Genomic DNA, 19,669 nt, shown 5'->3' with positions numbered 1-19,669 from the left:
AATTTGTAGTAAAAAAGAAGAAATTTAATGTCATTTTACGATTTATGAAACGATCCATTCTAAGCCTGATGTATTTAGTACAAGGAATGCGTAAAGCAGGCGTAGATGTCGATCAACGTTTGCAAACCATTGGGCTGCGTGTTGATGCACTCGATCCTACTTCAGTGATTCATCCAAGTTTGGAGTGGGATGTACTGAAAGTCATTGGTAAAGATGTAGAACCTGAGCAAGGGTTATTTATTGGTCAGCATTATACGTTGGCGGGTTATGGCCCTTTGCTGATGTTATTGGTCACCAGTGATACTTTACGCCAAGCTTTAAATCAGGGGATTCGCTTTCAACAGTTGACGCATCTAACTGGGCGTTTGAGTTTGCAAATCAGTCAGCATAAAGTGGCCTTATGTTATCAACCCCAAGATGTGTATGCACCACTGGGTGCATTATTGGCACAGTCAGAGATTTCAGGAACGTATAAATTCATCCGTGATCTGTACAAAATGATGGGGCTATCTACACCGCAAGTTCAAATTGATTTGCCATTTGCTGAACCCAAAGATCCTGAAAAATTAAAAATGTTCACCGATTATTATGGCCCACAAGTTCGCTTTGGCGCGCCATTTGCAGCGTTTTGGTTTGATGAGGATGTTTTAGATATTCGTATTCCATCTGCAGATATTATTACTTTTCGATTATATGAGTCGAAATGTATCGCAGAGTTAGAGCGTTTAAGCGCCGATGAAAATGCGCCATCATTGGTTCAGCGTGTTCAAGATTATTTGGAATTACAAAGTGGTGCGATGCCAAGTATGGCAGCAACTGCTCAAGCGTTGAACTTGCCAGAAAGAACTTTACGTCATCAATTGCAACAGTTAAATACCAGTTATAAGCAAATTCGTGAAGATATTATTAAAGATAAAGCACTCCGTATGATTGAATATAATGAATATTCAATTGAAATGATTGCAGAATTGCTGGGCTATTCAGAACCTGCGGCGTTTAATCATGCGTTTAAACGTTGGTTTGGGCATAGTCCGAGACAATATAATAAATAGCCAATGCGCTTTACTGCCAAAGTGTTATATCTTCGAGTTTATTCTTCGTTATAATTCATTTAGCCCCAAAAAGTATTTAATGATATGTCAGATTTTCAGTCACCACACAACACCGCATTTACTCCGATTTCACCGGCTGAGCGTTATGCTCAAGCCTTAGCATCTGGTCAGTTTTTACCAGATCAGGAACAGGCGCAAGCAGTGCATGAGTTGGATCGAGTTTGGCAAGAATTAATCCAACGTTTTAAGGCTTCTAAAAAAGCGTTTCGTCGTTTCCGTCGTCAAACTGCACCGAAAGGGGTGTATATGTGGGGCGGTGTAGGACGTGGTAAAACTTGGCTGATGGATCAGTTTTATGACTCTGTGCCATTTCGACGCAAAACACGGATGCATTTTCATCACTTTATGCAGTACGTACACCGTGAATTAAATAAGCTTTCAGGTCAACGTAATCCACTCGACCTAGTTGCCGACCAAATTTATAAAGAAGCGGTCGTGATCTGCTTTGATGAATTCTTTGTATCCAATGTCACAGATGCGATGATTTTGAGCGATCTATTCCAAAAATTATTTACGCGTGGCATCACCCTTGTTGCAACATCTAACATTGCACCAGATGGTTTGTATAAAAACGGGATCCATCGTGACCGCTTTATCCCAACCATTGAAATGGTGAAAAAGAACTGTGTGATTTTAAACGTAGATTCAGGCGTAGATTATCGTTTACGTGTGCTGAAACAAGCACAGTTGTTTAAGTCGCCGTTAACACATGAACATAAGTTGTGGATGGCACAGCGTTTTACAGCATTAACGCAAACCCAAACGGTTTCACAAGAGCCAATTATTATTAATCAGCGTATTGTGGAAAACATTGGTCATACGGAAGATGTGTTGTGGTGTGAATATTCTGAACTTTGCCTAAAACCACGTAGCCCAGCGGACTTTATTGAAATTGCCAATATTTATAATACGGTCTTGGTGAGTAATGTGCCGCACATGACGGATTATTTGTCTGAAGGGACACGTCGTTTTATCTACTTGGTCGATGAATTTTATGACCGTGGGGTGAAGTTGTTGCTTACTTCAGAAGATACGATTATTGAATTATATCAAGGTGAAAAATTGGCATTTGAAATTGAGCGTACACGTTCGCGCTTATTGGAAATGCAATCTGATGAATATCTACATACATCTCATCGTCAAATCAATGCACCAGAATCTACCGCAGAAAATTAAGCGTTTTTGTTGAAATGAAAAAAGAACGTCTTGATGGCGTTCTTTTTTTTGATTTTTTGTTTTAGATAACATGTATAAATTAAGAAAAGCTGTGGAACGAACAATAAAAGTTAAAGCCAAGTCTCAAGATAAAAGCATCATTAAATAAGAAGCTAGGCTGAATAATAATTCATCGATAAAAGCGTTAAATTTAAACTGATTGGTTGAAGTTGTAGCATCGACATTGGCAGCAATTCATGGCTTAATCGAGTGAGTTTGTTTGACGCTTGGGTCTATTTGTTCAGTTTTAGAACAAAATTCTGCACTTAAGTCTAATTTCGACATTTCAAAAACTTTATACACTGTAAAAAGGTATTCAGGCTGATGATGACGTCGTATTTCTGATCTTTATTATGTTGAATGATGAGGGTATTTCATTACATAGAAAATGATCATTATTTAGGAATGTGATAGTACTATTCAGCAAAGTATAAATGGGTATACTAGAATCTCTTGTTATAAAAAATAGCAATATCAGGAAAGACAATGACTGCACGTATTCAAAAAGGCAAGTTAGCGATTGCTAAAGAACTTTACGATTTCATCGAAAATGAAGCACTACCGGGTTCAGGTTTAGACAGTGAAACTTACTGGAAAAACTTTGAACAAGTCGTTGTCGATCTTAGCCCAAAGAACAAAGCACTATTGGCTAAGCGTGACGACATTCAAGCGAAGATTGATGAATGGCACCGCAACAACAAATTTGAACTCGAAGCTTACAAAGCTTTCCTTACTGAAATTGGCTACTTATTACCAGAAGTAGAAGATTTCCAAATCAGCACAGAAAATGTAGACGAAGAAATCGCATTATTGGCTGGTGCGCAATTGGTAGTACCTGTGCGTAATGCACGTTACTGCTTAAACGCTGCGAACGCACGTTGGGGTTCACTCTACGATGCGCTTTACGGTTTTGACGTGATCTCTGAAGAAGGCGGCGCGGAAAAAGGTAAGGGCTATAACCCAGCTCGTGGCGCAAAAGTTATCGAATTTGCTAAAAACTTCTTAAATGAAACTTTCCCGCTAGCTAATGGTTCGCATGCAGATGCAACTAAATATGCGGTAGAAGGCAAAAAGTTAGTTGTAAGCCTAAAAGACGGTTCAACTGCAACTTTGGCGAAAGAAGCTCAGTTTGTTGGTTTTAATGGTGATGAAGCTGCACCAACTGAAATCGTACTTTTAAACAATGGTTTACATGTAATCATTGAAGTTGATGCGACGAGCCCAATTGGTTCAACAGATGCTGCTGGCGTTAAGGACTTAGTTCTTGAAGCTGCGGTAACCACCATTCAAGACTTGGAAGACTCAATTGCTGCAGTTGATGCTGAAGAGAAAGTTGAAGGCTACCGTAACTGGTTAGGCTTAATGAAAGGTACACTTTCTGAGTCTATCGAGAAAAATGGTAAAACTGTTACTCGTACATTGAACAAAGACCGTACGCACAAAAACTTGATCGGTGGTGAAACTACACTTCACGGTCGTTCATTGATGTTACTTCGTAACGTAGGTCATTTGATGACAAACCCTGCGATCCTTGTAGATGGTGCTGAAATCTACGAAGGCATCATGGATGCATTGATCACACCGTTATTGACGTTTGCAGACATCAAAGGCGAAAACGAAAACAAGAACTCTCGTAAGGGTTCTATGTACATCGTTAAACCAAAAATGCACGGTCCAGAAGAAGTTGCATTTGCAGTTGAATTATTTGAGCGTGCTGAACAAGCGCTTGGTTTACCTGAGAAGACTTTGAAAATCGGTATCATGGACGAAGAACGTCGTACTTCTGTGAACTTGAAAAACTGTATCGCGCAAGCGAAAGATCGTACGATCTTTATTAATACAGGTTTCATGGACCGTACGGGTGATGAAATCCATACTTTCATGGAAGCAGGTCCATTCGTTCGTAAAGGCGAAGTGAAGTCTCAAATCTGGTTCCCTGCATATGAAAACCGTAACGTGATGATCGGTCTTCAAGCAGGCTTACGTGGTAAAGCGCAAATCGGTAAAGGCATGTGGCCAAAACCAGATATGTTACTTGATATGTACAAAACTAAGATTGAGCATCCAGAAGCTGGCGCGAGCTGTGCATGGGTTCCGTCTCCATCTGGCGCTGTAATTCACGCGATCCATTACCATCAGTGCAATGTTTCTGAGCGTCAAAAAGAGTTGTTGAATACTCAGCCGCTTTCTTTAGATGACTTGTTAACACCGCCTTTAGCGACAGATACAAACTGGTCTGAAGAAGAGAAAACCAAAGAACTCGAAAATAACCTTCAAGGTATCTTGGGTTATGTGGTTCGTTGGGTTGATTTGGGTGTAGGTTGTTCAAAAGTTCTAGACATCAACAACGTTGGTTTGATGGAAGACCGTGCAACTTTACGTATTTCTTCTCAACACGTTGCGAACTGGTTACGTCACGGTATTGTAACTGCTGAGCAAGTTGAAGAGGTATTTAAGCGCATGGCGAAAGTTGTGGATGAGCAAAATGCCAACGATCCACTTTACACGCCAATGGCACCAAGCTTTGATGGCTATGCATACAAAGCTGCGTATGACTTAGTATTCAAAGGGGGCGAGCAACCTTCTGGTTATACAGAGCCTCTATTACATGCTTACCGTTTAAAATTAAAAGGTTATACAGGTGACTAATCTGTAAATCAAAAAAAGCCTCTTCGGAGGCTTTTTTTATTGCTTGAGAAAGTTAGAATGTCGACATAAAAAATGAAAAGGAAACTCCATGTATTTATGGAATGTAAATCGGTTGGTGGATGATATACGATTGAATAAAGTCTCTGAAACCCATTATAAAAACTACTATATTGCCAGCTCAATATTGATTTTCTTTAGCTACTTAGCACTGACCTTAACCCCGGAATCCAAACCTACAGAAGCTTGGGCTTCGTTTGTTTTACAAGTTGGTCTACTGATTAGCTGGGTGAATGCCATATTTAAAGCCAATGGCGGCGAGCAAGGCCGAGATTTTTTAAAGCGCTTTATTGCATTGTATTTGCCCGTAACGATTCAGAGTTTAGTCCTCTTTATCGTGATCGCTGTTGTTGTCGAAGGGCTGTTACCTATGTTGACCCTAAACATGGAGGAGGCTGCACTTGAACAACTCACTACAGTTAAAGACCTGAGTTTTGAAGTCATTATTAGCTGTTATATTTATTGGCGAATCTATAAAGCCATGCAGCAGATTAATCATCCTGTTTAGGTTGTAGCGATGTACAATAAATTATGGAATAAGTTTCTTCCTGTTTTTCTCATAGCTTTTCAATGCTGAAGCCTTTACATTGGAATGAATGATAAAAATGGGATGGAAACGATGTCAGCATATACCGCATTAGATTTGCAATATATTGGTGGACAGTGGCGAGCAGGGACTTCAACGCGTCACATCAAGAATATCAATCCTTTTAGCCAAGCAGAGATTTTTGAATTGCAGGCAGCCAGCAGTGTCGATGTAGACAGCGCTTATAGTGCGGCAGAAGCTGCTTTCAAATCAGAAGTGACCAAGTCCATTGAAGTACGTCAGCAAGTCATCACTAAATTAACCCAAACCATTCAGCAGCGCAGAGAAGAAATTATTCAATGGCTGATTGATGAATCTGGTAGTACACGTTTAAAAGCCAATATTGAAGTTGATGCAGCGCTAGGCATTATCCAAGAATCGTTGAGTTTTCCTGAAAAAATGCAAACCACGCAGCTAGAGAGTAAAGACCCGAGCCGAAAGAGTTTTGTACTGCGCAAACCATTGGGTGTCATTGCGGTGATTAGCCCGTGGAATTTTCCATTTCATTTGTCGATGCGCTCTGTGGTGACGGCGATTGCTTGTGGCAATAGTGTGGTGCTGAAGCCTGCAAGTGACACGCCTGTGACAGGTGGAACGTTGCTCGGAAAATTATTTGAAGAAGCGGGTTTGCCGCATGGCGTATTAAATGTCGTTGCAGGCAGTGGCAGTGAAATTGGCGACTATTTTGTAGAGCATCCTGTGCCTAAAATGATTTCATTTACAGGTTCAACTGAAGTGGGGCAACAGGTTGGGGTGAAAGCGCTAGGAAGTTCAAGGATTAAGCGTTTAGCGCTGGAACTTGGCGGCAATGCGCCTTTAGTGATTTTAGATGATGCAGATTTAGATTTAGCCGTTGAACTGACCGTGATGGGGCGTTTTTTACATCAAGGGCAAATCTGCATGAGTACCAATCGAGTGATTGTGGATGAATCCTTACATGATGCTTATGTTGAAACATTGATTAAACGGGTAAAAAGCATCGTGGCCGGTGATCCGAATGCTGCCGAAACCCTCATAGGGCCCATCATCAACAAGGCGCAGGTCGATAAATTAAAAACCATTATTCAAAACGCCATTCAGCAAGATGCAATTTTAGCCTATGCAGGCGGTATTGAAGGTCAATTGGTTGCACCGCATATTTTCACCCATGTCGATGCACACGCTGATATTGCATTAGAAGAAAGCTTTGGGCCAATCTTGCCGATTTTAAAAGCGCGAGATGAAGCGCATGCACTTAAATTGGCGAATTCAACCCGATTTGGTTTATCCAGTGCGGTATGTACCTCAAACTTAGCGCGTGGCGGAGAGTTTGCTGCCAAACTCGATATAGGCATGACGCATATCAATGGCATCAGTGTGGCGGATCATTCTAATGCACCCTTTGGAGGGGAGCGTAATTCAGGCCTTGGTCGTTTTAATGGTGAGTGGATATTTGAGGAATTTACCCGCACCCATTGGCAAACTTTCCCTGCTTAAAATACGCAAAGTGAAGTCTATTTAATCTTGTGCAATAGACTTCACTGCAGGTTCTGTTATGCAGGACATTTCTAGTTTATTTCCATGAAATATCCGGAAGTATATAGTCCCAAAAACGGCTCCAACGTGTTTTGTAATTTAGAAAAGCGCCAATATCTTGACTTGAACAATTATCCTGATAATACATTTGCTGATTCATCAACAGCATAGGCTTACGCTGCAAGGCCGTCATATACAGCTTGACCTGCACCTTATAATTGTAGATTGAATAATTAGAAGAAATAGTCTCGGTTTTCATTTTTTGGATATGGTGAATATATACATCAAACTTCAAGCCATTTTTGTAATCCGTTGCCTCATGAATTTTTCGATCTTCGATTGGAATAAGCGGATTGTTATCACTAAACGCTAAGTATGCGTTATGTTTTTGGTTTCCTTGTTGATAATTAAACTGAAGAGCTGAATTTGCAGTGGTGAAATAGGGGAGCACATCCTGAGGGTTGATTTTAAACGTGCCTGTACAATTAGTCCTGACACGGCCTTCATCTGAGTTCACCGTAAACCAGCCAAATTGTTCTTCTAGTTCTGTCGTGTGGGCTTCATCTACGTCAGGAAGAATCACGCCAAACTGATCTCTTTGTCTTTGCTTATTTTGCATCAAGCGATAACTATTTTGAGCACGTTTTGCAAAACGGATTTCAGGAAACATCTCTGGAGATGTGATTTTAAAGTCTGAGACATCAATCACTTCACCATGAGGCAAGATGACCAATGAAAATTGTTGTTCTTGGGTGTTGGGAAGATTTTTGACCGTAACCCAATGATGTGTAATGATCATTTGCTGATTGCGAAAATGCTTATAGTGAATGCGGTACTTGCCTGCAGGAATCTCAGTCTCATTGATTAGGTCTTGTTTAAATGGATATTCGTTGAGATAGAGCGCGTCGAGACTAAAAGGTAGAAATGAAACGGTATGTACAGAGACTTTTGCGGCATGTGCGGTTGGATACAGGCACATACTTAGAATTAAAACGATAAAACGACTTCGGTCTAGATTTTTCATTTATTATAAAGATTGAATTTTTGCGGATTATGGCAAATATGTGTGCCAATTTCAAACCGATTACCTTAGCGCAATTAAAGTCTCAAAACTTGCCTGAAATCAGTTTTGAATATCCTGAGGAAGTCTATCCAAATTATGATTTACCATTGCTCTTTAAATCTGAGCAAGGGCTAGAGTGGCGAAAAGTGGGTTTTGGCATGGTGCCTAAATGGGCCGAAGACAAATCAATTGCACTAAAAACCTATAATGCCCGCAATGAAACTTTGTACCAAAAGCCTACGTTTATTAATGCAATCTCAAAATGTAAATTTGGTGTAATTCCCGTGTCTGAGTTTTATGAGTCAATGTATATCGACAATAAACCGCAGCGTTGGAGCGTTAAACGCAAAGATGGAGAAGCGTTTTATATCGCTGCCTTATATGACATTTGTCGGCAAGGTGACGAGATTGTACGTTCAAGTACCATGATTACGATGGATGCTATTCAGCATGAGATGATGAAACACTTTCATGAGCCGGGCAATGTAAAGCGCTCGGTCATTGTGATTCCGCATGCGCGATTAGAGGAATGGCTAAGTTGGAAATCACCCAATATCCAAAGTTTTGTACAGGGTTTTCCTGTTGAAGAATTTGAATGTGCGCACGCACCCAAAATAAAAATCGAAAAAATCAGTCCCCAACTGAACTTTTTCGATTGATATTTCGGTGATGCAGAATGCTTAGCGCGCTAAGTTTTTAAAGATATGCTTTAAGCTTTCCATGGTTTTTTCAATTTGTAGCGGTGTTAAGCCTTCAAAAGATTGTTCTAGAACGACATTCGTTAGATCGTTAATCTTTTGAGTCATAGCAATGCCTTTATCGGTTAACACGACGCGGGTAATACGCGCATCATCTTCACAAGAATAGGTATCTACTAAGCCTTCATCTTTTAAGCGATAAACGATCTTGGTTGTCGTCGACATTTTAGACACGACCATTTCAGATAAATCCGAAACGCTCGCATGTGGTTTAGACTTGAGTGCGAGCAGGATGCGACGACGTGAATTATCAACACCATACTTTTTTAAGGCATGGTCGACGTTTAAAACATATTGTGAATGCACCTGAGTAACCCAGTAGAAAGGAAAATTTTCTAAACTAAAGTCATCGGTGGATGGTAAAAATTTTGAATACTTTTTTGTCATGAAGGAGTCCCCTGAATATTTGTTTTAATTTTATTTAATGTTTTAACATTCTATTGAAAAATAGAGGGTAATAGCAAGAGTTCACAATAAAAAAATAGAAAGTAGAAGATATCTCATTTTTAGATTATCTTAATAGATTATATTGATATTCTGTCCAAACGATTAAAAGAGAATAAAAGCAAAGTTGGGAATAGAGATAGTGTAGTGAAAATAAATAAGTTTTTAATTTAAATTGAATATTAATATATTTTACCAAAAGGTTGAAATAAATAATTCATTAGATTTGTCATACAATCTCATACAACGTATTTAATTACATTTAATTAAAAGTCAGGTGAATTCAAGCTTTTTTTAAAGTGGAAGCGGATGTCTCAAAAAGTAGGTTTTAACATCTAGAAGTGTATTTTATATCGGCCATTCGATTTGTAATGCATTCAGCGTTTTTTAACATTTTGTCATATTGTTGATGCGAAAAAATATGCTTGAATACATTACAAATGCGCAAGATTGTGCATAATGGAATGGTCTCTAGTTACACAGGTTAAATTTATGGATCCGTCGCCGTGCGTTGGTCTGCTTGAAGATATTCTTACAATCCAGAATGAGGAAGAGAGCTAATGGAATTTTTGTTAGATCCTGGAATCTGGGTTGGTTTACTTACATTAATTATTTTAGAAATTGTACTAGGGATTGATAACCTAGTCTTTATTGCCATTTTGGCAGAAAAACTCCCTCCAGAACAACGTGATAAAGCCCGCGTACTTGGTCTTTCACTCGCATTATTTATGCGATTAGGATTGTTATTTGCAATCTCTTGGTTGGTCACATTAACAAAGCCCCTGATTACCGTTTTTGATTGGACATTCTCTGGTCGAGATCTCATTTTATTGTTCGGTGGATTGTTCTTAGTCTATAAGGCGGTCACAGAGCTGCATGAGAAATTAGAAGGTAAACCAGAAGTTCAAGTGACAACAAAAGTGGCTTATGCGAGCTTTACTGCAGTCGTGGCGCAAATTGTTGTCTTAGATGCGGTTTTCTCTCTGGACTCGGTCATTACAGCAATCGGTATGGTCGACAACATTTATGTCATGATGGCTGCAATGATTGTGGCAATGGCAGTGATGTTACTTGCATCTAAACCGTTAACGGCCTTTGTAAACCGACATCCAACCGTCGTGATCCTATGCTTAAGCTTCTTATTGCTTATCGGTATTAGTTTGATTGCAGAAGGTTTTGGTTTCCACATTCCGAAAGGCTATATCTACTCAGGTATTGGTGTTGCGATTATCATCGAAGCCTTTAACCAGTTTAGCCAGCGTAATGCTCAAAAACACGAAGCGAAAATTCCATTACGTCACCGTACTGCGGATAGTATTTTAAAGTTGATGGGTGGACGCTTAGAAGCCGATCAAGTCGGTAATCAAGCGCAAGAAACCTTTGCAGACGAAGAACGTTACATGATTGGTGGTGTATTGACGCTTGCAGAGCGTTCAGTAGCGTCGATCATGACTCCCCGTAATCAAATTTCTTGGGTGGATTTAAATGACACACCTGAGCAAATTCGTGAGCAAGTCCTTTCAGTGCCGCACAGTTTATTCCCTGTGTGTCGTGGTAGCTTGGATAAAGTGATTAGTATTGTCCGCGCGAAAGAACTTATTGATGTTTTAGACAGTGAAGATGATCTAAAAGCATTGATTAAACGTCATCGTCCGATCTTTATTTTCCAAAAAATGAAGGTGATTGATGCAATTAATACCTTGCGGACTTCTAAAGGCTCTTTGGTGCTGGTTACGGATGAGTTTGGTGCGGTACAAGGTCTGATTTCACCACTCGATGTGTTTGAAGCGATTGCTGGTGAATTCCCTGATGCGGATGAACAACTTGATTTGATTAAAATCGATGATGAACATTGGAAAGCTTCAGGCATGCTCGATCTGTATCAGTTAGAACTTGAATTGGAAATGCTGGATTTGATCGAAGAAGATGATGGTTATATTAGTGTTTCAGGCCTCATTTTAGATCAGACTCACGGCAATGTTGAAGTCGGGACTGTGGTTGATTTTAAAGGCATCCAATTTAAAGTTACGGCAATGGATGAAAACCGCATTAAAACGGTCGATATCTATTACCAAGCTTAATGCTTAAATTTTAAAATAACTCAAAGACAGCTTTTCGAAGCTGTCTTTTTTTGTATGACTAGAAAGTATAAGAAATCCTATCCAAGGGGGCTGTAATTCATGATGTTAAAACGTATTATATTTACATGATGTAACAGTCAAAAAACGCTGCAACTTTTGAGCTTTTAGAGGGCTAAAAAACGGTTCAAAAGTAAAAAAATATTGATATGGTTGGTTTTAAAAAAGCATGAGGTTAAATAAAGATTCATTTTTAACTCGGGGTTTTAATCATCATAGATGATCTATTAATAATTTTATTTCATTTTAAATATCGTTTTTGAAAACTTTATAACTAGGGACTTTGAAGAAATTCAAAGTTAATCCATTAAAAAATGGGTGTTGGTATGGCGATCACTGAGAATATCATTGATTTTAGTAAACTCACGACTGAAGAAAAACATGAGTTGTTTCAACGGCTCTGGGAGTTTGATCAATGTATTTTCCCGACTTCGAAAATTGAGCAACTCTATCAATACATGCACGACCCCGATATTGTCGCATTACCAATTATTCAGTATTTTGAGCAGGATAAACTGATCGGGCAAAACATTGTGCGTATATTAAAAATTATGCATAACAATCGACCGATTTTTATTTTTAATTCACGAGCTGGGGTATTGGTTGATTATCGTCGGAAAAACCTGACCTTAAACTCGGCGATTAAAGTGGCGATGCAGCATCAGATTCGATTTCCAGCGATTCCGATGTGGTTTGTGGCTACATTGGCACAACCAAAGGTATATACATTATTTGCCTCGCGCTCTGTTAAGTTTTATCCAAGGCACGGTGTCCCGATGCCCACTGAGTATGCGGATGTTTTAAACAGTTATAAAATCCGTCAGCATGATGTGCAGCATCGGGCTGAGGATATTTTTGTTCATCGTTGTGATTTACCGAAGGTGACGCCTGAGCAGTTGGTTCGGCTACGGAAAAAATCTGATGAACATGTTCAATTTTTTATGCAGCACGTGCCAGATTATTTTGATGGCATGGGTTTAATGTGTATTTGTAAATTAAATGTTTCAACTATTTTTGAAGCAAGTATGAATTTGGCAGTTGGGCGGGCAGTTTAATGATGGGCATGGATGTGTTATGCGACAAATGACGATATATCGATTATTCGGTTTCGGTGCGGCAATCTTTTTAACGGCGTGTCAGCCTGCAGAGCAAAAAGTACAAGAGCAATCGCAGAAATGTGTTGCACCGGAAAAACTGGTCAAACAAATTTATGACCAAGAGTTGAAATTACATGCTTTGAGTAAAGATCAACTTGCTGCCTATTTTGAGCCATCGTTAGCGGAACGTATGCAAGCAGAAATTAACTGTAAGCAGTCGCAACAAGTGTGTAATGTGGATTTTGATATATTCACGGATAGCCAAGATCCGCAGCAAGATTCGAAAAAAGGCGTTCAGCCTAAACTGAGTTTTGATGAAAATAAAAACGTCGTTCGTGCTGAGTTTAAAATTGGTGATGAAGCCAAAGTCTTAAATTATGAAATGAGTGGTGGCGACTGTTCAAAAATCAAAAATATTGTTTATGCGGGGGACTATGACCTCGACATGATTTTGAGTAATCCAACAGAAATGATCGAAGATTCAGAAATGTTTGATGCCAATGCTGCAAGTGATAGTACGGCACAGTAAGCTTTTAGACGTGTTCTAATTATTCAAAAACAGCATGAAACCCTGAACAGCTTGAGCCTTTTACTCAAGCTGTTTTTGTTTTTCTTAAGCTATCATAGCTTCATAGTGCATAAATTTGCATGTTGGCAAGTTGATTGAAATCATCTTCATTGAGACTATAAATTTCATCTAAAAATGCAACATTAAAACTGCCGACACTTGAGCTAATTTCATAGGCTTTTTGACCCGCAATCGCAAAGTGCAAATGTGCTGCGACCGTGCCAGCAGTTAGCGATTCACTTACGGCGCAGTACGCCGCTGTTAATGCGCCTAAAGCGCAGCCAGAAGCCGTCACTTTGGGTTGTAAGTAAGACCCACCATTAATCTGTATCACTGCATTCATTTCTTTCGATAAGATGAAATCTGATTCGCCTGAAATTGCCACACATTCACAGTGTTCTAACAAGGGCACAGCATTTAAATAAATCTCGGCACTATTGAGCGTGCTATCGACACCGCGTGATTCACCTTGATTACCTGCAAGACCACTAATTTCTGATGCGTTGCCGCGAATAATACTTGGTTTGTATTGGAGTAATTGGTCAACCATTTCAGATCGCCACGGCAAAACGGGGCCATAACCGACAGGGTCAAGCACCCAAGGTTTATTTAAATTTTGTGCGGTTTGTGCAGCAATTTGCATGGCCTGCATTTGTTCAGACGTTGGCGTACCTAAATTGATATTCAATGCACTGGCAATTGAGGCAAAGCTTTCGGCTTCAAAGGGATTGTCAATCATTGCAGGAGAAGCACCTGCAGCCAAAAGGACATTGGCCACATAATTGCTCGCGACTGCATTGGTGATGATATGTACCAAAGGTTGTTTGGATTGAAGTTCAATCCACGCATTGATGACGCTTTGCAAAAGCGGGCTATTTAAGTCAGTCAATTCACTGTTCATGGTCGTTTCAAAATTTTCAGATTGATTCATCGTTTTCTCCCTTAGCGGGTGAAGTAATGGTCTTGATGTTTACAATTACGGCAGAACAGGGTCACATAATCTGCGGCATCATAATCGACAGAGAGCTCTTGTGAACCACAGTACATGCAGCGCTTTGTGGAGTAAAAATTTAAGCGAGGTTCGATTTTTTTCCAAGCATGGCGTATCGGTTGCACAAAGATACTTTCATCGAGTCCTAAAAAGTTGAAGAGCAAAATTTCACTCATTTTACTAAACGGTAATTGTGGCGGACGAGGGAGGGTAAAGGTTTCCCATTTTTCCTGTAAGCCACGTTCACGGTATTGCTGTAAGGTCTTTTTTAATAGATTGGTGTTAATGAAGTTTTCATTACGTACTTGCAAAGCTTTTTGTTTATGTAGGTATTCGAGTGCTGACTGAATCATATAGTAAATCTGCCCAACCGCTAGATGGTCGAGTAGGCGATAACAGAACACTTGAAAGCTTTTATTCCCTGCAATTTGAATCCCCCATGTCTTACAGTAAAACTGCATGAATTGGACAATTTCTTGAAACAGTAGGAGATACAAACATTCTTTCACTTCGTCAGCACTTTTAAACGGAACACCCAGAGCTAAATTTTCATAAAACCAATGGCGGAGTTGCTGCGCTACGCTAAAAAGACTGGGCTCTGAATATCCATCCAAACGGACATTGATATAATACTGTTCAGCTTGTAGTGCATCATCTTTCACAATCAAAATTTGCTCATGCACGAGATGCTTTTTAAGCGACTGTTGAAAGAGATAATTTGGGCTGATGTTGTGATATTTAATCGTGTCCCAGTCGATAAATTCTTGATGCGCCGTATGTTCTTGGACGTGATTATCCAATAAAGCCAACAAAAAGAGTTTCTGTAAAAAACTCAGTTCACTTAATTCACGTTCAATGATATCTTTATTTTTGAGTTTACGCTGTTCTTGTAAGCGGGTTTCTTTCAGTAGTTTTTTTCGCGCGGCCTGACAGTTTTCACAATGACAGTTGTATTGCTGTTCTGGAAATATTTGATGATGACAGTGGCTACACTGGTAAAAATTAAATTCTTGCTCATCTAATTTTTCAGCATCTACCCAATACATAGATGCACGACACAACGGGCATTGCGTACTTTCATCCATTTGTTTGCGTAGAATATTGAACATGTTGCCAGCGTTTCTTGAAAGGTTAAATTGATTATACACATCTCTGTTTAAAGACGGGTTTGCAATTTAGTTGCGGCAGCTCAGGCGATATGTCGACAAATGAAAAAAGCTGCATAGTGATGATGCAGCTTTTAGTCAGAATGGATTATTAATAGGCGGCTGGGCATGGGATCGATTCGTCCTCCTCTCCAAGTTGTTTGGCTTGTATTAAGGCTTGCACTTTTTTAGACGTAACCTTTTTAGTGCCTAATGCACTATATGAGTTAAGTAGAGAACTGACTTCAAAAGCTTTGAGTGGAATCCCTTCGCAGGTCATAAACATTGCAATCACCTGATGGTCGATATTTGCAGCATCAAGCGCTTGCAGGGTCTTCATATTTTCAATACGGATGATGTGTTCTTTAATAAACATAATGCACCTCTTTTTGTTTTAGCCTGAATATTTTGCTTTTGGCAATTAAGTAGAAGCAAAACGCATGCTCAAATGTTTTGAGTAGGGATTTTAAAGCAGATAAACTGTATATTTATTTACTAAGATATTGAAAATAAATCATTAATTGAAAAGTAACAAAATAATATTGATGCGTAGGGCTATCTCTGATGAATTCTCAAAAATGCTTAAACTGTTGAAAATGAAACATCTTGGTGCATGGTTTAAACAGAAGTATGCAATCAAATCCAAATTAGAAGACTGAGATTATTTGAGAGCTTAGGTGCTTTTTGGAGGGAATCACCTAAGCGATTGGATTTGAAAAGTATATTTGTATATATTGAGCTTATAATTTTTAATGATCTCTACTTCTAGAATTGAAATCAGGCGGCATCTACTGAAATTGATACATAGTAAGATTTAGCGTGATTTCTAAAGGTTTTGATCTTTTTTTATCCTTTCTTTGTATGGAATACATATGTCAGACGCACTTAAAAACAGCAATATCACTCGCATGCAATTATATAAGCAGCCACAGGGTACGGTTGGCGCGCTGATTATTGGGCATGATCAAACTTTAGAAAAAACGATCGAGTTACTGGGCCTGGCGCAGCAACATCAAGTATCTAAAATTTATGTGGCTGGTGCGACGGCAGAAATTCAGCAATTCCTCACCTCAAAAGTCACGGCATTTCAATTTTACTTTGCTGCAGACTATGACAGCGCGCTCGATTTAATTTTCGCAAATCAATAATCCTCTAAGTCTTAAGCAGGAAAGTTTGAGCGCAATAATTTGAAGTTACAGAAGGATATAAAGCACCTGTACTTTCTCTTTCTAGTATATAGGTGCTTTATTTATTTGATGTAGATAAATAATTTGCATATTGCAGTAGCTGTGCTCAACTCAGGCATTTATTTTGCTTAAACATGGCGAAAATATGTGCCAGCCTTTAAATTATTCAATAAAGATGATTGAAAACAACATGCGCTGAGCCCATATATAAATCATTGTAAATGCGAAGACAGCTTATGCATCTTGTCGTATGATCAAGTCATTCACAATGTGTTCAAAAAGCTGATGAAGCAATAACTAAGGAATAGGACGAGATATGAACATTGCGGCAAATCCAGTGGTCGAAGCAGACCAAACTGTTTATTTAAAAGATTATCAAAAACCATCATTTGTCGTAGATAGTATCGATCTAGATATTCAAGTCTTTGATGACCATACCAATGTAAATGCAAAATTAGTGATGCAGCGTCAAACGGCAGGGGATTTGGTGTTATTGGGCCGTGATTTGGAACTCAAATCAATTCGCTTAAATGGTCAAGTTTTGCCAGCAGATGCCTATGTAGTAGATGCAGAACAACTGGTGATTTCAAATGCACCTGACCAAGCTGTCATTGAAACCGAAGTCGTGATTCATCCTGAAAGCAATACTCAGCTCGAAGGCTTATACCAAGCGGCAGGCGATCTATTCGTCACCCAAAACGAGCCTGAAGGCTTCCGTAAAATTACCTATTATCCTGACCGTCCTGATGTGCTATCGGTATTTACCACACGTGTCGAAGCGGATAAAAAATTCCCTGTATTACTTGCCAATGGTAATTTGATTGAAGCGGGTGAAACCGGTGAAGGTCGTCATTATACCGTTTGGCAAGATCCAACCAAAAAACCATCGTATCTTTTTGCTTGTGTGATTGGTGACTTGGCTGTACTCAAAGATTCTTATGTGACGTCTGAAGGTCGTAATGTTGCTTTAGAAATCTATGCAGAAGAAAAAGACATTCCAAAATGTCATATTGCGATGGAAGCTTTAAAGCATTCGATGCGTTGGGACGAAGAACATTATGGTCGTCCTTATGATTTAGACAATTATATGATCGTGGCAACCAGTGCATTTAACATGGGTGCAATGGAAAACAAAGGCTTGAATATTTTCAACACCTCTTGTGTGCTTGCTGATGAAGAATATACAACTGATGCAGCGATCATGCGCGTTCAATCGGTGATTGCACATGAATACTTCCATAACTGGACGGGTAACCGTATTACCTGTCGTGATTGGTTCCAACTTTGTTTAAAAGAAGGTTTGACAGTATTCCGTGATCAGTCGTTCTCAGAAGATTTACAATCTGCTGCGGTACAACGTATCGATGACGTTGCAGTGTTAAAAGCACACCAATTCCCAGAAGATTCAGGCCCGCTTTCACATCCACCGCGTCCAGATCATTTTGTTGAAATTAATAACTTCTATACAGCAACAGTGTACGAAAAAGGTGCGGAAATTAACCGCATGATGGCGACATTACTGGGTAAAGAAAAATTCCGTGCAGGTACTGACGAATATTTCAAACGCCATGATGGTCAAGCCGTGACTGTTGAAGATTGGGTAGCAGCACTCACAGCAGGTTCAGGTGTAGATTTATCGAGTTTCTTAATTTGGTATAACCAACCGGGTACACCAAAACTTGAAGCAAAAGGTGAGTATGATGCTGCAAATCAAACTTATACTTTAAGCTTGAAACAAAGCTTAAAAGCGCATCCAAAATATCCAAATTTAAAAGCAGTGCCTATTCCTGTGGCTTTGGCATTGTTTGATGCGACGAGTGGTGAACAGTTAGTTCTCAGCTCTAATGCATTGGTTGAAAATGGCATTAAAGATGGCGTGTATTTATTTGATACCGATACTGCAACCATTACATTTAGCGGTGTAAAAACCCAGCCTGTTGTGTCTTTACTGCGTAACTTCTCCGCACCAGTCGATCTCGAATTTAACTATTCAGATGCAGAACTTGCATTCCTCATGCAGTACGAACCGAATGGTTTTAACCAATGGCAAGCAAGCCAAACCTTGTTAGAACGTATTTTGTTAAATGGCCATGATGCCGACATCTATGTTCAAGCCATTCAAAATACATTACCAGCATTGGTTGAGCGTGATCCATTACTTGCTTCACGTTTATTCGATGTACCGACAGAGGGTTATTTAGGTAGCCGTATTGATACCGACTACAGTCCTGCTAAAGTGCAAGAACAGCGTGAAGCACTGTTAAGTCGTGTGGCACGTGAGCTAGGTTCATTCTTTAAAGAGACTTATGCAACCTTAGACCCAGATGCGCAGAAAGAGTTTTCACAAGCCATGGGTGTTCGTGCATTGAAAAACATTATGTTGAGCATGATGGCACGTCAAGGCGATGCATCTGTATTTGAATTGGCTTATGAACAATTCAGCTCTACAGGCAATATGTCTGAACGCCTTGGTGCTTTAAAAGTATTGGTTTGGAATGATGCACCACAAGCACAGCAAGCTTTAGAAGCCTTCTATACACGCTTTAAAAATGAAGCCTTGTCGATGGACCAATGGTTTATGTTGCAAGCGGCTCATCCGAAAGCAACTGCGGAAACTATCAAGGCACTGACTACACATCCTGACTATGACTTGAAAGTACCGAACCGCATCCGTGCAGTTACTGGTGGCTTAAATAGCAATCCTGTCAATACTTGGAGCTTTGGTGTGCAGCATATTGTTGAATTGGCAAAATTCCTCGATGAGAAGAATCCAATTGTCGGTTCACGTTTACTGCAAATTTTGTCACGTTGGTATACTTTGGCAGAGCCACAGCGTAGTGAAGTCAAAGCGAAACTTGAAGCGCTTAAACCTGTCGTGAAATCGAAGAATGTGTCAGAAACTTTAAACAGCATGTTAAGTGTTTAATCGTTCAACCACTTTGTACGATTGATTTCAGTTAAATCAGTCGTACTGAAATGAGCCTGTTTCCATGGCTATGGCAACAGGCATTTTTATATCCAGTCTTTTTATCCAATCTTTAGCTAAGATTGAAAATTAATCATGTTTAGAAGACTGAAACTGAATGCTATTCTCTGATTATTCATTTAAATTACATAATAATTGCAATATAAATCACATAATAG

16 protein-coding genes are annotated in these 19,669 nt (G+C 39.5%); 11 read left to right on the top strand and 5 right to left on the bottom strand.

Features of this window, described 5'->3' with window-relative positions; genetic code table 11:
* Positions 1-44: 44 nt before the first annotated feature.
* From B1202_RS02140 to B1202_RS02120, 5 genes are all read left to right on the top strand, one after another.
* Complete coding sequence (locus tag B1202_RS02140) at positions 45-1,052, top strand: AraC family transcriptional regulator (RefSeq protein WP_078188925.1); 1,008 nt, start codon at positions 45-47, stop codon at positions 1,050-1,052.
* An 84-nt stretch (positions 1,053-1,136) separates the two neighbouring features.
* The gene (gene zapE, locus B1202_RS02135; RefSeq protein WP_078188923.1) at positions 1,137-2,288 is read left to right on the top strand and encodes a cell division protein ZapE; all 1,152 of its coding nucleotides are present in this window, start codon (positions 1,137-1,139) and stop codon (positions 2,286-2,288) included.
* Between the two features lie 525 nt (positions 2,289-2,813).
* Positions 2,814-4,976 carry a malate synthase G gene (locus tag B1202_RS02130; protein WP_078188921.1) on the top strand — a complete coding sequence of 721 codons (2,163 nt, stop codon included), beginning with the start codon at positions 2,814-2,816 and terminating at the stop codon, positions 4,974-4,976.
* 88 nt (positions 4,977-5,064) lie between these two features.
* Complete coding sequence (locus B1202_RS02125; protein ID WP_078188919.1) at positions 5,065-5,541, top strand: hypothetical protein; 477 nt, start codon at positions 5,065-5,067, stop codon at positions 5,539-5,541.
* Positions 5,542-5,652: 111 nt separating this feature from the next.
* Positions 5,653-7,095, top strand: coding sequence for an aldehyde dehydrogenase family protein (locus tag B1202_RS02120; RefSeq protein ID WP_078189217.1), 1,443 nt, complete (start codon positions 5,653-5,655; stop codon positions 7,093-7,095).
* 76 nt (positions 7,096-7,171) lie between these two features.
* Here B1202_RS02120 and B1202_RS02115 read toward each other — a convergent pair whose 3' ends face one another.
* Positions 7,172-8,158 (bottom strand): hypothetical protein, encoded by a 987-nt coding sequence (locus tag B1202_RS02115; RefSeq protein WP_143221550.1) that lies wholly within the window; start codon positions 8,156-8,158, stop codon positions 7,172-7,174.
* A gap of 38 nt (positions 8,159-8,196) precedes the next feature.
* Here B1202_RS02115 and B1202_RS02110 point away from each other — a divergent pair, with 38 nt between their 5' ends.
* Positions 8,197-8,856 carry an SOS response-associated peptidase family protein gene (locus tag B1202_RS02110; RefSeq protein ID WP_078189216.1) on the top strand — a complete coding sequence of 220 codons (660 nt, stop codon included), beginning with the start codon at positions 8,197-8,199 and terminating at the stop codon, positions 8,854-8,856.
* Positions 8,857-8,877: 21 nt separating this feature from the next.
* On the opposite strand, the gene B1202_RS02105 is transcribed toward B1202_RS02110, so the two are convergent.
* On the bottom strand, positions 8,878-9,342 hold the full coding sequence (locus tag B1202_RS02105) for a MarR family winged helix-turn-helix transcriptional regulator (protein WP_078188915.1): 465 nt from the start codon (positions 9,340-9,342) through the stop codon (positions 8,878-8,880).
* A gap of 617 nt (positions 9,343-9,959) precedes the next feature.
* Here B1202_RS02105 and B1202_RS02100 point away from each other — a divergent pair.
* From B1202_RS02100 to B1202_RS02090, 3 genes are all read left to right on the top strand, one after another.
* On the top strand, positions 9,960-11,480 hold the full coding sequence (locus B1202_RS02100) for a TerC family protein (protein ID WP_078188911.1): 1,521 nt from the start codon (positions 9,960-9,962) through the stop codon (positions 11,478-11,480).
* A gap of 383 nt (positions 11,481-11,863) precedes the next feature.
* Positions 11,864-12,592: a hypothetical protein gene (locus B1202_RS02095; protein ID WP_078189215.1), complete on the top strand. Its 729-nt coding sequence runs from the start codon at positions 11,864-11,866 to the stop codon at positions 12,590-12,592.
* Between the two features lie 19 nt (positions 12,593-12,611).
* Positions 12,612-13,163: a hypothetical protein gene (locus tag B1202_RS02090; protein WP_078188909.1), complete on the top strand. Its 552-nt coding sequence runs from the start codon at positions 12,612-12,614 to the stop codon at positions 13,161-13,163.
* Positions 13,164-13,263: 100 nt separating this feature from the next.
* Here B1202_RS02090 and thiM read toward each other — a convergent pair whose 3' ends face one another.
* The 3 genes from thiM to B1202_RS02075 all read right to left on the bottom strand — a co-directional run bounded on the left by thiM (position 13,264) and on the right by B1202_RS02075 (position 15,714).
* The gene (thiM, locus tag B1202_RS02085) at positions 13,264-14,133 is read right to left on the bottom strand and encodes a hydroxyethylthiazole kinase (protein ID WP_078188907.1); all 870 of its coding nucleotides are present in this window, start codon (positions 14,131-14,133) and stop codon (positions 13,264-13,266) included.
* Positions 14,134-14,144: 11 nt separating this feature from the next.
* Positions 14,145-15,302, bottom strand: a complete 1,158-nt coding sequence (locus B1202_RS02080; RefSeq protein ID WP_078188905.1) for a hypothetical protein — start codon at positions 15,300-15,302, stop codon at positions 14,145-14,147.
* Between the two features lie 148 nt (positions 15,303-15,450).
* Positions 15,451-15,714: a hypothetical protein gene (locus B1202_RS02075; protein WP_078188903.1), complete on the bottom strand. Its 264-nt coding sequence runs from the start codon at positions 15,712-15,714 to the stop codon at positions 15,451-15,453.
* Between the two features lie 496 nt (positions 15,715-16,210).
* Here B1202_RS02075 and B1202_RS02070 point away from each other — a divergent pair, with 496 nt between their 5' ends.
* Positions 16,211-16,486, top strand: coding sequence for a hypothetical protein (locus B1202_RS02070; RefSeq protein ID WP_078188902.1), 276 nt, complete (start codon positions 16,211-16,213; stop codon positions 16,484-16,486).
* A 355-nt stretch (positions 16,487-16,841) separates the two neighbouring features.
* Positions 16,842-19,451: an aminopeptidase N gene (gene pepN / locus B1202_RS02065; protein WP_078188900.1), complete on the top strand. Its 2,610-nt coding sequence runs from the start codon at positions 16,842-16,844 to the stop codon at positions 19,449-19,451.
* Positions 19,452-19,669: the final 218 nt, after the last annotated feature.

This window comes from Acinetobacter amyesii, from assembly GCF_002018365.1.
Classification (GTDB): domain Bacteria; phylum Pseudomonadota; class Gammaproteobacteria; order Pseudomonadales; family Moraxellaceae; genus Acinetobacter; species Acinetobacter amyesii.
This window is presented reverse-complemented; position numbering and strand designations above follow the sequence as displayed.